Source organism: Bradyrhizobium sp. 930_D9_N1_4, from assembly GCF_052076015.1.
Taxonomy (GTDB): Bacteria; Pseudomonadota; Alphaproteobacteria; order Rhizobiales; family Xanthobacteraceae; genus Bradyrhizobium.
Genome location: NZ_CP197236.1, coordinates 146,656 through 159,360 on the forward strand (window position 1 = coordinate 146,656; position 12,705 = coordinate 159,360).

The 12,705-nt window shown below is 64.4% G+C and carries 14 protein-coding genes; 8 read left to right on the forward strand and 6 right to left on the reverse strand.

The window, feature by feature from the left end:
* Nucleotides 1–169: 169 nt before the first annotated feature.
* Entirely contained in the window at nucleotides 170–967 is a 798-nt protein-coding gene (locus tag AB7532_RS00665) for an acyl-CoA thioesterase domain-containing protein (RefSeq protein ID WP_441232921.1), read from the forward strand.
* An 11-nt stretch (nucleotides 968–978) separates the two neighbouring features.
* Here the strand turns inward: AB7532_RS00665 and AB7532_RS00670 are convergent, their stop codons facing one another.
* Nucleotides 979–1,446 carry a nuclear transport factor 2 family protein gene (locus AB7532_RS00670; RefSeq protein ID WP_441232922.1) on the reverse strand — a complete coding sequence of 156 codons (468 nt, stop codon included), beginning with the start codon at nucleotides 1,444–1,446 and terminating at the stop codon, nucleotides 979–981.
* Between the two features lie 136 nt (nucleotides 1,447–1,582).
* Nucleotides 1,583–2,419, reverse strand: coding sequence for an alpha/beta hydrolase (locus AB7532_RS00675; RefSeq protein WP_441232923.1), 837 nt, complete (start codon nucleotides 2,417–2,419; stop codon nucleotides 1,583–1,585).
* Between the two features lie 245 nt (nucleotides 2,420–2,664).
* Here AB7532_RS00675 and infC point away from each other — a divergent pair, with 245 nt between their 5' ends.
* Nucleotides 2,665–3,204, forward strand: a complete 540-nt coding sequence (gene infC, locus AB7532_RS00680) for a translation initiation factor IF-3 (protein WP_441239161.1) — start codon at nucleotides 2,665–2,667, stop codon at nucleotides 3,202–3,204.
* Nucleotides 3,205–3,269: 65 nt separating this feature from the next.
* On the opposite strand, the gene AB7532_RS00685 is transcribed toward infC, so the two are convergent.
* Nucleotides 3,270–3,674, reverse strand: coding sequence for a hypothetical protein (locus tag AB7532_RS00685; protein ID WP_441232924.1), 405 nt, complete (start codon nucleotides 3,672–3,674; stop codon nucleotides 3,270–3,272).
* A gap of 275 nt (nucleotides 3,675–3,949) precedes the next feature.
* On the opposite strand from AB7532_RS00685, the gene rpmI reads away from it, so the two are divergent.
* Together rpmI and rplT are read left to right on the forward strand one after the other, a co-directional pair.
* Nucleotides 3,950–4,150: a 50S ribosomal protein L35 gene (rpmI, locus tag AB7532_RS00690; protein ID WP_008143958.1), complete on the forward strand. Its 201-nt coding sequence runs from the start codon at nucleotides 3,950–3,952 to the stop codon at nucleotides 4,148–4,150.
* A 91-nt stretch (nucleotides 4,151–4,241) separates the two neighbouring features.
* Nucleotides 4,242–4,601, forward strand: a complete 360-nt coding sequence (rplT, locus tag AB7532_RS00695; protein ID WP_441232925.1) for a 50S ribosomal protein L20 — start codon at nucleotides 4,242–4,244, stop codon at nucleotides 4,599–4,601.
* An 8-nt stretch (nucleotides 4,602–4,609) separates the two neighbouring features.
* Here rplT and AB7532_RS00700 read toward each other — a convergent pair whose 3' ends face one another.
* On the reverse strand, nucleotides 4,610–5,029 hold the full coding sequence (locus AB7532_RS00700) for a hypothetical protein (protein WP_441232926.1): 420 nt from the start codon (nucleotides 5,027–5,029) through the stop codon (nucleotides 4,610–4,612).
* Between the two features lie 189 nt (nucleotides 5,030–5,218).
* Here AB7532_RS00700 and pheS point away from each other — a divergent pair, with 189 nt between their 5' ends.
* The 3 genes from pheS to AB7532_RS00715 are packed head-to-tail and all read left to right on the forward strand — an operon-like array spanning nucleotide 5,219 to nucleotide 9,473.
* A complete protein-coding gene (gene pheS / locus AB7532_RS00705; protein WP_441232927.1) occupies nucleotides 5,219–6,301 on the forward strand; it encodes a phenylalanine--tRNA ligase subunit alpha in 1,083 nt (360 codons plus the stop codon).
* Nucleotides 6,298–8,706: a phenylalanine--tRNA ligase subunit beta gene (gene pheT, locus AB7532_RS00710; RefSeq protein WP_441232928.1), complete on the forward strand. Its 2,409-nt coding sequence runs from the start codon at nucleotides 6,298–6,300 to the stop codon at nucleotides 8,704–8,706. Before pheS ends, pheT begins: the two co-directional genes overlap by 4 nt.
* Nucleotides 8,703–9,473, forward strand: a complete 771-nt coding sequence (locus tag AB7532_RS00715) for a sulfite exporter TauE/SafE family protein (RefSeq protein WP_441232929.1) — start codon at nucleotides 8,703–8,705, stop codon at nucleotides 9,471–9,473. The genes pheT and AB7532_RS00715 overlap by 4 nt, the downstream gene beginning before the upstream one ends.
* A gap of 182 nt (nucleotides 9,474–9,655) precedes the next feature.
* Here the strand turns inward: AB7532_RS00715 and AB7532_RS00720 are convergent, their stop codons facing one another.
* Nucleotides 9,656–11,053, reverse strand: a complete 1,398-nt coding sequence (locus AB7532_RS00720; RefSeq protein WP_441232930.1) for a flavin monoamine oxidase family protein — start codon at nucleotides 11,051–11,053, stop codon at nucleotides 9,656–9,658.
* A 192-nt stretch (nucleotides 11,054–11,245) separates the two neighbouring features.
* On the opposite strand from AB7532_RS00720, the gene AB7532_RS00725 reads away from it, so the two are divergent.
* On the forward strand, nucleotides 11,246–12,226 hold the full coding sequence (locus AB7532_RS00725; protein ID WP_441232931.1) for a YiiX/YebB-like N1pC/P60 family cysteine hydrolase: 981 nt from the start codon (nucleotides 11,246–11,248) through the stop codon (nucleotides 12,224–12,226).
* Between the two features lie 181 nt (nucleotides 12,227–12,407).
* Here AB7532_RS00725 and AB7532_RS00730 read toward each other — a convergent pair whose 3' ends face one another.
* A complete protein-coding gene (locus AB7532_RS00730) occupies nucleotides 12,408–12,683 on the reverse strand; it encodes a metal-sensitive transcriptional regulator (RefSeq protein ID WP_063685637.1) in 276 nt (91 codons plus the stop codon).
* Between the last annotated feature and the right edge of the window lie 22 nt (nucleotides 12,684–12,705).

The window sequence follows — 12,705 nt, forward strand, 5'->3', positions numbered from 1 at the left end:
TGCCCCGCGAAGGCGGGGCATCCAGTACGCCGCGGCCCATCGACTCAATCACTGCTGTCTCTGGAATACTGGATCGCCCGCCTTCGCGGGCGATGACACCGTTTTGTGGTGACGGTACACGCTCTCACCACTCTTGATTTCCCCTCGCATTCCTTCAATCTCGCGCGCCATGACAAACATGCCTTTCTTCACCCGCGACGGCGATACATTCCATCCGACGGAAGTCGCCAATGGTCCCTGGGATCCGAAATCGCTGCACGGACGCGTCATCGTCGGCCTGCTCGGCTTCGCTATCGAGGAGCGCCATTCCGGCCCTGAATTCGTGCCGGCGCGGCTCACCGTCGACATGTACAAGCTGCCGACGATCGACAAGCCGATCGAGGTGACGACGCGGCTGGTGCGCGACGGGCTGCGCATCCGCGTGGTGGAGGCGGAGTTCTTCTCGGCCGGCGTCAGCATGGCGCGCGCCTCGTGCCAGTTGTTGCGCAAAACGCAGAACCCGGATGGCAATGTGTGGTCGCCGCCGAACTGGGACGTGCCGAAGCCGGCCGACATTCCGAAGCCGACCGATCCCAGGCTCGGCATGAACGGCAAATGGGCGACGCGCCCGATCGTCGGTCACATGGGCTCGCTCGGCCCGCGGCGGCTCTGGATGAGCGAGGTGCGCGAGCTCGTGGCCGGCGTGCCGATGACGCCGTTCGTCCATGTCGCAACGGGTGCAGATTTCGCAAGCCCGTTTGCCAACGCCGGCGACAAGGGGCTCGGCTACATCAACAGCGACGTCACGATTTATCTGCACCGGTTGCCGGTGACGAACTGGATCGGTTTCGACGTCGTCAACCACCAGGCCACCGACGGCGTGGCGATCGGCGAATGCTGGCTCTACGACGAGCAGGGCCCGATCGGCACCGCAACGGTCGCCGCACTCGCGCAGCGCAAGCCGATGGCGAAGCCACCGCCGCCGTAGCGGCCCTGCGGTCAGGCAAGATGCCGCTGCATCTCCGGCCGCGCCTTCAGCTCGGCGCCCTGCTTGCTGACGATCTTCGCAATTCGCTCCGGCGCAAACTTCAGATCGACGAACGCCGGCGCGGTGTTGGCGACCTCGTGATAGCTCACGATCCTGCCGTCGCGCAGCGTCATGATCGCGACGCCCTCGAACATCGCCCGCGCGCCCTGCGCGTCCGGCAAAGTCGAGCGGTAGCTGAACGTGTAGCGCGCGTAGAGCGTCGCGCCATTCGACACGGGGTCGTGCATATCCCAGCGAAAATCGGTCGCCGTGCGATAGAACCAGTCGTCGACCATCGCGGCGATCTTCTCGCGGCCTGCGAAGGCACCGTAGAAGACGTCGTGATAGATTCCGTCCTCGGTGAAGAGCTCGGCGAACGCTTTGCCGTTGCGCTGCTCGACCGCATCGCAGAACGCGCGCAGCATGGCGGTGGTGGTCATTGGCGTTTCTCCCAACTTCTTGGTCATGCCCCGCGAAGGCGGGGCATCCAGTACGCCGCGGCTTCTCGAGTAAGACACGACGGTCTCTGGAATACTGGATTGCCCGCCTTCGCGGGCAATGACACCGAGCTACACCTCACCCGATCTCGGCGACCGCCGCAAGAATGCGGGCGATGTCCTGCGGGCGGGACAGGCGGTGATCGCCGTCCTGGATCATCGTGAGCACGACGTCGTCGGCCGGCAGGCGATGCGTCAGCGCGAAGGCGTGCTGCCAGGGTACGTCGGGGTCCTGCGCACCTTGCAGAATGCGGACGGGACAGCCGAGATCGATGGCGCTGCCGAGCACGAGATGGTTGCGTCCCTCCTCAATCAGCCTCTTCGTGATCGGATAGGGCGAGCCGTCGCCATAGTCCGACGGCCGCAGCCAGAAGCCCTTGGTCTCGATCTCTGTCTTCACCGCGGGCGAAAAATTCTTCCACATCAGCTCTTCGGTGAAGTCGGGCGCGGGCGCGATCAGCACAAGCCCGGCGAGCGACCCATTGCCCGAACGCTTCCTGATCTCGCGTGCGAGCAGCAGCGCCATCCAGCCGCCCATGGACGAGCCGATCAGGATTTGCGGGCCGTCGCAGAACCGCTCGAACACGGCCACGCTGTCCTCGAGCCAGCTTCCAATGGTTCCATCGGCGAAATCGCCGCCGGATTCGCCATGGCCGGAATAGTCGAACCGGACCATGGCGCGGCCGTGGTCTTTGGCCCAGCCGTCCAGCGCCACGGCCTTGCCGCCCTGCATGTCCGACTTGAAACCGCCGAGCCAGACGAGGCCAGGTCCTTGGTCAGGTCCTTGGCCAGATCCTTGCCTAAGTCCTTGGTCAGGGTCGTTTCCGGCGCGGCGGCGCACCGCGATCTTCCGTGCGGACGGGCCCTCGCCCAGTTCGATGAAGTCGAGCACGGTATCGGGACTTGCATGGGTCATGGAACGTTTACTCTGTCTGGCCTGTTTGAGCTGTCTGGACCTGTTCCGCAGCGCGGCCCGGTATTGGTCCTTGGGGACGCTTGCGGAACAGAAGCAAGGTGTCTATGTCGTGCAGCGTGCCGACGGGCGTGGCCAAAATGCCTCGCATTTGAGGGTTCTTCGCCTCCTGCACGAGCGAATTGCTTGCCGGCAAACGCATCTTCCTTCAAAATAGCCGCTTCTTTCACAACTTTGGAGAACCACCCATTCGCCGTCCCAATAAAGCCCCGCCCGTTGCCAGCAAAGATGGGCCGCGCATCAATGATGATATTCGCAATGCGCAGATCCAGCTGATCGACCAGGCCGGTGACAACAAAGGCACCGTCGAGACCGTCATGGCCATCAAGATGGCCCAGGAAGCCGGCATGGATCTGGTCGAGATCTCGCCGAACGTCAGCCCTCCCGTCTGCAAGATCATGGACTACGGGAAATACAAGTATTCCGCCCAGAAAAAAGCCGCCGAAGCCCGCAAGCGGCAGAAGATCGTCGAGATCAAGGAGATCAAGCTCCGCCCGATGATCGACGATCACGATTACGAAGTGAAGATGCGCGCGATGCAGCGGTTCTTCGAAGAGGGCGACAAGGTCAAGATCACGCTGCGCTATCGCGGCCGCGAAATGGCCCACCAGGAGATCGGCACCAAGCTTCTGGACAAGATCAAAACCGACGTCGCCGAGCTCGCCAAGGTCGAGCAGGACGCGCGGTTCGAAGGCCGCCAGGTCGTCATGGTTCTGGCGCCGCGCTGACGCCGGCACTTCGGAACTGAAAGTTCAACGGCCCGTCCGGATCTCCGGCGGGCCGTTTTTGTGTGTCAGGAGCGGGTCGCCTGCCAGGTGCCGCTGCATTGGTCTCCGGAGATGATGCCTCGCCACGAGCCGGCGCCGGCCACACGGGCGAGCCGGCCGCCGCCCGTCGCGTGTGACGCGCCGACCGAGACCTGGACCGCGACGGCACCGCCGCGATTTATCGTGCCGGAAACCCGGCCACCGCCGGCGGACGACACCCGGCTGCCGGTGACGGTGAAGGGAACGCTGTAGCCGGAGCTGCAATTGCCGCGGGTGGTGGCGAAGGTGACATTCCAGATGCCGTCATAGCTTCCGGCGCGGGCATCCGCGGTCGAGGGCAGTGCAGCCGTGGCAAGCACGGCGAGCAGCGCCAGATGGCGCGGGCGGGCGAAATCAGTCAAAAAGAAACGAGATCGGAAGAAATGGGCCATTTTGGTCCTGCTCCAGGCGACGCGGCTTGGACATAAGGGTAACAATTCCGGATAGTCGCTGGCTAGGTTCCGGTGGTTCATCGTTGCCAATTCGCCCGTCCTCTGTCATAAGCCCAGCCTTCATCGCCCGGCTGATTAAGGGCTGCCGCGGCGATGTCCGTGCGGGTTTTCGCGCTTGTTCGTGAAAACCTGAGCACAATCAACGCTCTAACGAGCATTTTAGACGGCCAGCCGCCTTCACGGGCGGCATTCTGTTGTGGCCATAGGAGAGCAAAATGCCCAAGCTGAAGACCAAATCGGGCGCTAAAAAGCGCTTCAAGGTGACTGCCACCGGCAAAGTGATGTTCGCCCATCGCGGCAAGCGTCACGGCATGATCAAGCGGACAAAGAAGCAGATCCGTCAGCTGCGCGGCACCGCCGTGCTGTTCAAGACCGACGGCGACAACGTCAAGAAGTACTTCTTGCCGAACGCCTGATCGCGTCCAAGATCAGTCCAAGATCATTGCCATCTCCGCCGCACCTGGTGCGGCGATCCGAAAACCAAGTCATCCCTGAAGGAAATTTGTCATGGCTCGCGTCAAACGCGGTGTGACCGCCCACGCCAAACACAAGAAAGTCTACAAGGCCGCCAAGGGCTTCCGTGGCCGCCGCAAGAATACGATCCGCACCGCCAAGCCGGCCGTCGAGAAGGCTCTGGTGTATGCTTTCCGTGACCGCAAGCGCAAGAAGCGGACCTTCCGCGCGCTCTGGATCCAGCGCATCAACGCTGCCGTCCGTCCGTTCGGCCTGACCTACAGCAAGTTTATCGACGGCATGGCCAAGTCCGGTATCACCGTGGACCGCAAGGTGCTGTCGGATCTCGCGATCAACGAGCCCGCGTCGTTCCAGCTGATCGCCGAGAAGGCCAAGGCTGCTCTCGCCGCCTAAAGCTCGCGCTAACGGCCGGCTCCGCCGGCCTTCAGTGCACGCCGCGAGTAACGCTGGGCGACCTCCGCCCGGCAGAAGGCTGTTGCCGAAATATACATGGTGCCGGACTTGTTCCGGTACTTCCGGTCGCACGCCGCCAACTCGCGCTGGTAACTAAGCTTTTGCGGCGGCTTGGCCTGGCCGACAAAATCGGCCTCGCACTTCTTCTCGACGGCTTCGCCAAATTGCACGTCGCCACTGGCGCCGTAGGCGCAGGCCTCGAACAGCTTCATGGCACGGTCGCAACTCGGGGCTCCGTTCAGGACTGCGATGATGTCCTCCATCGCATTGGATTTGGCCGGGCATTCCTCGGCGGCCTGAGCCGCGCCTCCCGGGAAAGCTTCCAGGAGAACCAGGGCCAGACCGGCCAGGCAGGATCGCAAACGCATCGCCCTCTCCTTCATCAGGTTGGTGCAAGCCATGCCTAACAAGTCCTGCCTATCAAGTGATGCCTATCAAGCCACGCCTATCAAGCCATGCCCATAGCGTTCAAATGCCCTGCATTTACGACGGCTATACGGCTTGACGTTCCGGCCCGGCTGCGGCCACAACCGGCAGCCTTTTGAAAGGATCCGACCGTGTCCGACCTCGCCAGTCTCGTCCAATCCATCCTCGCGGAGATCGCTGCTGCCGGCGACGAAGCGGCCCTCGAAGCCGTCCGCGTTGCCTCGCTCGGCAAGAAGGGCTCGATCTCCGCCTTGCTCGCCACGCTCGGCAAGATGTCACCGGACGAACGCAAGACGCAGGGCGCTGCGATCAACCAGGCCAAGGACGAGATCACCCAGGCGCTCACTGCGCGGCGTGATCTCCTGAAATCGGCAGCGCTCGACGCGCGGCTGGCGTCCGAGACCGTCGACGTCACCTTGCCGCTGCGCGATGCGCCGGCTGAAGCCGGCCGCATCCATCCGCTGAGCCAGGTCTGGGACGAAGTCACCACGATCTTCGCCGACATGGGATTCTCGGTCGCCGAAGGTCCCGATATCGAGACCGACGACTACAATTTCACCAAGCTGAACTTTCCGGAAGGCCATCCCGCGCGCGAGATGCACGACACGTTCTTCTTCCATCCGAAGGAGGACGGCTCGCGCATGCTGCTGCGAACCCACACCTCGCCAGTGCAGGTGCGCACCATGCTGAGCCAGAAGCCGCCGATCCGCGTGATCTGCCCGGGCCGCACCTACCGCATCGATTCGGACGCGACCCATACGCCGCAATTCCACCAGGTCGAAGGCCTCGTCATCGACAAGATCTCGCATCTCGGCCACCTCAAATGGATCCTGCACGAGTTCTGCAAGGCGTTCTTCGAGGTCGACCACATCAACATGCGCTTCCGGCCGTCATTCTTCCCGTTCACCGAGCCGTCGCTGGAAGTCGACATCCAGTGCCGCCGCGGCAAGGACGAGATCCGCTTCGGTGAAGGCGAGGACTGGCTCGAGATTCTCGGCTGCGGCATGGTGCACCCCAACGTGCTGCGCGCCTGCGGCATCGATCCCAACGAATACCAGGGCTTTGCCTGGGGCATGGGCATCGACCGCATCGCCATGCTGAAATACGGCATCGCCGACCTGCGCCAGCTGTTCGACAGCGACGTCCGCTGGCTGTCCCATTACGGCTTCAAGCCGCTCGAAGTGCCAACGCTTGCCGGAGGGCTGAGCTCGTGAAATTCACCCTCTCCTGGCTGAAGGATCATCTCGACACCGACGAGCCGCTGGAAAAGCTCGCCGAGAAGCTCACCATGATCGGGCTCGAGGTCGAGAACATCGAGGACAAGGCGAAGGCGCTGAAGCCGTTCACGATCGCGAAGGTGATCTCGGCCGAGCAGCATCCGAACGCGGATCGCCTGCGCGTCTGCATGGTCGACACCGGGAACGGTGACGCGCCGGTGCAGGTGGTGTGCGGCGCGCCGAATGCGCGTGCCGGGCTCGTCAGCGTGTTCTCGCCGCCCGGCACCTACATTCCCGGCAAGGACATCACGCTCGGCGTCGGCACCATCCGCGGCGTCGAGAGCCGCGGCATGTTGTGCTCGGCGGCTGAACTCCAGATCTCCAACGACCATGACGGCATCATGGAATTGCCGGCGGACGCGCCTATCGGCGCGGGCTATGCCGAATGGGCCGCGCTGGGCGATCCCGTGGTCGAGATCAACCTGACGCCGAACCGGCAGGACTGCACCGGCGTGCACGGCATCGCGCGCGATCTTGCCGCCGCCGACATGGGCAAGTTCAAGGACCCGACCATCAAGGCGATCAAGGGTGAATTCCCGTGCCCCGTGACGGTCACGGTCGAAGACGCCGCGCTGTGTCCGGGCTTCGCGCTGCGTCTCGTGCGCGGCGTCAAGAACGGCCCGTCGCCGGAATGGCTGCAGAAGCGGCTGACCGCGATCGGCTTGCGTCCCATCAACGCGCTGGTCGACATCACCAACTTCATGACCTACGACCGCGCGCGGCCGCTGCACGTGTTCGACGCCAAGAAGGTGAAGGGCAATCTCGTGGTGCGCCGCGCCCGCGACGGCGAGGCGCTGCTCGCGCTCGACGGCCGCGCCTACAATCTTGATTCCAACATCTGCGTGATCGCGGACGAGGAGGGCGTCGAATCGCTCGCCGGCATCATGGGCGGGGAAGCCTCGGGCTGCGACGAGAACACCACCGACGTGCTGATCGAATCGGCGCTGTGGAACGAAATCAACGTCGCCCAGACCGGACGCAAGCTCGGCATCAATTCCGATGCGCGCTATCGTTTCGAGCGCGGCGTCGATCCGGCCTTCATGGTGCCGGGGCTCGAGCTCGCGACGAAACTCGTGATGGAGATGTGCGGCGGCACGCCGTCCGAGAACGTCGTCGTCGGCAAGGCCTTTGGCGACGACCGCGTGATCGATTTCCCTGTCACCGAGGTCAAGCGTCTCTCCGGCATCGAGGTGCCGCAAACAGAGATGAAGCGCATCCTGACCCATCTCGGCTTCATGATGGCGGGCCCCGGCCCGGTCGTGAAGGTCGCGGTGCCGTCATGGCGGTCCGACGTGCACGGCAAGGCCGACATCGTCGAGGAAGTCGTCCGCATCTTCGGTGTCGACAAGGTGCCGATGACGCCGTTCGAGCGCGGCGGCGATGCGCGCAAGTCCGTGTTGACGCCGCTCCAGCTCCGTACCCGCCGCGCCCGGCGTGCGCTGGCAAGTCGCGGCATCATCGAAGCGGTGACGTGGTCGTTCATCACGAAAGCTGCGGCCGAATTGTTCGGCGGCGGCCAGCGCGAGCTCGAGGTCGCCAACCCGATCGCCTCCGATCTCTCCGACATGCGCCCGACGCTGCTGGCGGGCCTGATCGCGGCAGCACAGGCGAACGCCAATCGCGGCGTGAACGATGTTGCGCTGTTCGAGGTCGGTCAGGTGTTCAAGGGCGACCGCCCACAGGATCAGTTCATGGCCGCGAGCGGCGTGCGCCGCGGCTTTGCGTCCGCGGAAGGTCTGGGACGGCACTGGACGGGCTCGGCGCAGGCCGATGTGTTCGACGCCAAGGCCGATGCATTGGCGGTGCTCGCTGCCGCCGGCGCGCCGATGCAGGCGCTCCAGATCGTCGCGGGCGGGCCGAACTGGTTGCATCCCGGCCGCTCCGGCACGATCCAGATCGGACCGCAGAACGTGCTCGGCCATTTCGGCGAGGTCCACCCCCGCGCGCTCGAAGCGCTCGGCGCCGACGGTCCGCTTGTTGTGTTCGAGGTGATCCTCGACCGCATCCCGGAAGCGAAGAAGAAGCCGACCCGCGCCAAGCCGGTGATCGACCTGTCGGCGTTCCAGCCGGTGACGCGCGACTTCGCCTTCATCGTCGATCGCACCGTGAAGGCCGGCGACATCGTCCGCGCCGCGCAGGGCGTCGACAAGAAGCTGATCACCGGCGTCAACGTCTTTGACGTCTACGAGGGCAAGGGCATCGACGACGGCAAGAAGTCGATCGGCATCGCCGTGATGCTCCAGCCGCGCGAGAAGACCCTGACCGACCAGGAGATCGAGGCCGTCGCCGCGAAGATCGTGGCGGAAGTCACGAAGAAGACCGGGGGCACTCTTCGCGGATGACACTTGCGGATTTCCTCCCCAAGGACGTCAGCCTCACCATTGCGATGGCGCTCTGCGCCGTCGCCTTCGTTTCCGGCACTGCGCGCGGCTTCTCCGGTTTCGGCTCGGCGCTGATCTTCATGCCGCTGGCGAGCAGCATCGCCGCGCCCCGGCTCGTTGCCGCCCTGCTGCTCGTGATCGATTTCGTCGCGGCAGCGCCTATGCTGCCCGATGCGTGGCGGAAGGCCGATCGCAAGGCCACCGCCGTGATCGTGCTGGGCGCGCTGGTCGGCGTCCCCATCGGCACCTATTTCCTCAGCGTGCTCGAACCCGTCACCACGCGCTGGATCATCTCCTGCTTCGTCGCAGCGCTCCTGCTTCTGCTGCTGTCGGGCTGGCGCTATCGCGGCAAGGACCACGCCTGGCTCTCGGTCGGGATCGGCGGTCTCTCCGGCTTCTGCAGCGGCCTGGCGCAGACCGGCGGTCCGCCGATCGTCGGCTATTGGCTCGGCCGCCCGATTGCGCCGATCGTCGCCCGCGCCAACATCGTCCTGTTTTTTGGCGCATCGGATTTCTTCTCGATGGTCAGCTACGCGACGACGGGGCTGATCTCGCGTGAGTCGCTCCTGCTCTCACTGATCGTCGGTCCGGTCTACGCGATCGGCGTCGCCTTCGGCGCCTCGCTGTTCGGCCGCGCGAGCGAAACGTCGTTTCGCAGGATTTGCTACGGGCTGATCGCGATCGCGGTCATCACCGGGCTGCCGGTACTGGACGGGATTTTGCGGTAGCAATCTCCGCTGTCGTCCCCGCGAACGCGGGGACCCATACCGCGTGATTTTTCGGTGAAACACAGATAGCAATACCGACCAAGGATTTGCGAACTGCTTGTCTTCGCCAAACCACTCCCTGTGGTTATGGGTCCCGGATCGGCGCTCCGCTTGTCCGGGACGACAGCGGAGATTGTTGCGGCTTAGTTGCCCTGCTGTCGCGGCGCGCGGCGCTTCTTCGTCGACTGTGTCGGCACCTCGGCCGGCTCGTCCTTGAGCGCGCCGATCTTGCGCAGCGCTGCATCTGCGGCACGCTCGCCGCTTTCCCAGGCGCCGTCGACGGTGCCCCACAGCGTCTCATGGGTGGCTTCGCCGGCGAGGAACATGTTGCCGATCGGCTCCGCCAAAATCCTCCGCGAGAGCTGACCGCCGGGCGAGGCCGCCGACATCGCGCCCATCACGAAGGGCGAGGCGTTCCAGCGCGTGACGCTGGTTTTCTGCACGGCCGCCGCAGCCTCGCTGCCGAACAGCTTCGTGATCCATTCCTTCGCGAAGGCGATCATTGCCTTCTCGCCCTGCCCGGTGAGATCGCGGCCGAATGCGCCGCCGACATCGATCGAGCACAGCGAGGATCCCCCGATATTGGCGTACATCAGCGCGGTGCGGCTTGAATTGCTCTGCTCGACGAGGATATCGTCGCGCGACAGGCCGAGCGGATTGCCCGGCAATTGCAGCACGATGTGATCGTAGCTGCCGAGGGTGAGCTTCGACGCCGCGTCCAGCGTGCGCTTGGGAATGTCGGGCCCGAACTTGATCGCGCCCGATGTCAGCACATTGGTCGAGACCGTGACGATGGCGGCGCGCGCGGCGATCTTGCCGGATGGCGTCTCCACGCTGACGTCGCGATTGCTCCAGGCGATGCGGCTCGCCGGCGTCGACAGCGCGATGGGCGCCTGCTCGCCGAGCTTGCCGATCAACGTGCCCAATCCCTGGCGGCAGGCGATCGCTGCATTGCGGTCCTGTGCGCGCGCCTTGTCGATCGCCGACAGCTCCTTCAGGTCCTTGCCGGCAAAGCTCGCACCGAGCACGAACTCGGCCGCGCCCGCCCAGTCACCGAGATCCCTGGGCAACACCGAGGCGCAGGCGGTGTCGAGCTTGCCGCGCGCGGCCTCGTCGATGGCACGGTTGGCACGGACCAGCGCAGCGAGAAACTCCTCGGTCTCGCCGGCGCGCGCGTTGCGGCGGCCGATGCGCATCTTCTGGCCGGCCGGCGCCTGCGCCACGTCGAGCCCGACGCTGCGCGCCAGGCGGATCATCGGATTGGTCTCGGGATTGTGCATCCAGCGCGCGCCGCGATCGAACGGCGTGTCGAAGGTCGTCGTATCCGTGATGCAGCGGCCGCCGATCTGCGAGGCCGCTTCCACCACCACGACCTTGCGATTGGCCGCCATCACGCGCCGCGCTGCGGCAATTCCGGCCGCGCCCGCGCCGATCACGACGATGTCAGCCTCACGCGGCAGGGGTGCGGCGGTTGCGCGCAGAACCGGCATCGCAGCAACAGCCGCCGACGCCGATAGGAAGCTGCGGCGCGTGATTGTCATGTCATGGTTTCCGGGGACTTGCGGCAAACGGGAACAGCTAGCGAACCTTGCCGTATCTGATGTTGCGCGGCAACCATCATGGTGAATCAATCGTGCTTGATCTCACAGACTGATGAACCGAATTGCAACACGTTTCGACCATGATAGAGAAGGGAAAAAGGCAGCCGGAAAAGGCCGCGGGGGGAGTTTGAAATGGGGACGGTCCTGGACTCAGTCGGCAAGCTGATTGCCGCGTACCTCTCGAAGGAGGTGCCGGGCTATGAGCCGTTCACGCCGAGCGACCCCGAGCATCTGCGCGGCGTCATCGAACCCGGCGACGTGCTTCTGGTCGAGGGCAACAACCGCATCTCCGGCATCATCAAATATCTGACGCAGTCGACCTGGTCGCATGGCGCGCTCTATGTCGGTCCGGTCGAAGGCGCTGTGGAGCCCGATGGCGAGCCGCATGTGCTGATCGAGGCCAATATCGGCGAGGGCGTCACCTCGGCGCCGCTGTCGAAATATTTCCCCTATCACACCCGCGTCTGCCGTCCGGTCGGGCTGTCCTATGAGGACCGCACCACGGTCTGCCGTTACGCGATCAACCGCATCGGCTTCGGTTACGACACCAAGAATATCCTCGACCTGATGCGCTTCCTGTTTCCGCTGCCGATCCCGCAGCGCTGGCGACGGCGCATGATCGCGATCGGGTCGGGCGATCCGACCAAGATCATTTGCTCGGCGCTGATCGCGCAGGCCTTCGACGCCGTGCGCTACCCGATCCTGCCGAAGATCACCAAGGCCGGCAGCCGCGCCGCCCGCCGTGAGATCCTGCACATCCGCGATTCCTCGCTGTACATGCCGCGCGACTTCGACATCTCGCCCTATTTCGAGGTCGTCAAGCCGACCATCGTCAATGGATTCGACTACACGGCTCTGCACTGGGCCGACAAGCAAAAGCCGCTCGAGGAGGTAGCAGGCTCATTCGGGGTGTTTCCAGAAACGTTCCGTGCGCCGCCGCTCGTTCCTGAAGCGCCTGACCAGGAAGCGCCGGCTGAAGTTTCGGCTGCGCAAATGATGCATGATGCGGCTGCGGAGATGGCCGTCACCTTCTCCGAGCATTTCGTGCTGCTGGACGATCTCGCGAAGTACCGCGCGGAGCACCGCGAGCGCGCACACGAGATCGCGGCGTAGCTGTCACTCCATCCTCGTTCCGGCGAACGCCGGGAGAGACGTCGCTCCTCTCTATCCACCGTCATTGCGAGCGCAGCGAAGCAATCCAGAATCCCGCCGCGGTGGGATTCTGGATTGCTTCGTCGCCAGCGCAAAATTGCTTCGCAATTTTGTCGCGGGCTCCTCGCAATGACGCGGAAAGCTACCTTTCCGCCCGGCCGATCACCGCCATCAGCTCCGCGATCTTCTCGCGCTGGTCGGCCTTGTCGCCGCTCGATATCGCGTGCTCGACGCAATGGGCGACGTGGTCTTTCAAAACCTCTTCCTCGACACGGCGCAGCGCAGCGCGCACCGCCGAGATCTGCGTCACGATGTCGATGCAGTAGCGGTCCTCCTCGACCATTTTCGAGAGGCCGCGAACCTGCCCCTCGATCCGGCCGAGACGTTTTCCGACGGATGCCTTGATGTCCTTGCGCATGGGCTCTATATACCCCCCTAGG

Bases quoted from the DNA above. Each gene is read 5' to 3' on its own strand.
- AB7532_RS00665 (WP_441232921.1), top strand. From the start codon at position 170: ATGACAAACATGCCTTTCTTCACCCGCGACGGCGATACATTCCATCCG.
- AB7532_RS00670 (WP_441232922.1), bottom strand. From the start codon at position 1,446: ATGACCACCACCGCCATGCTGCGCGCGTTCTGCGATGCGGTCGAGCAG.
- AB7532_RS00675 (WP_441232923.1), bottom strand. From the start codon at position 2,419: ATGACCCATGCAAGTCCCGATACCGTGCTCGACTTCATCGAACTGGGC.
- AB7532_RS00685 (WP_441232924.1), bottom strand. From the start codon at position 3,674: ATGGCCCATTTCTTCCGATCTCGTTTCTTTTTGACTGATTTCGCCCGC.
- rpmI (WP_008143958.1), top strand. From the start codon at position 3,950: ATGCCCAAGCTGAAGACCAAATCGGGCGCTAAAAAGCGCTTCAAGGTG.
- rplT (WP_441232925.1), top strand. From the start codon at position 4,242: ATGGCTCGCGTCAAACGCGGTGTGACCGCCCACGCCAAACACAAGAAA.
- AB7532_RS00700 (WP_441232926.1), bottom strand. From the start codon at position 5,029: ATGCGTTTGCGATCCTGCCTGGCCGGTCTGGCCCTGGTTCTCCTGGAA.
- AB7532_RS00715 (WP_441232929.1), top strand. From the start codon at position 8,703: ATGACACTTGCGGATTTCCTCCCCAAGGACGTCAGCCTCACCATTGCG.
- AB7532_RS00720 (WP_441232930.1), bottom strand. From the start codon at position 11,053: ATGACAATCACGCGCCGCAGCTTCCTATCGGCGTCGGCGGCTGTTGCT.
- AB7532_RS00725 (WP_441232931.1), top strand. From the start codon at position 11,246: ATGGGGACGGTCCTGGACTCAGTCGGCAAGCTGATTGCCGCGTACCTC.
- AB7532_RS00730 (WP_063685637.1), bottom strand. From the start codon at position 12,683: ATGCGCAAGGACATCAAGGCATCCGTCGGAAAACGTCTCGGCCGGATC.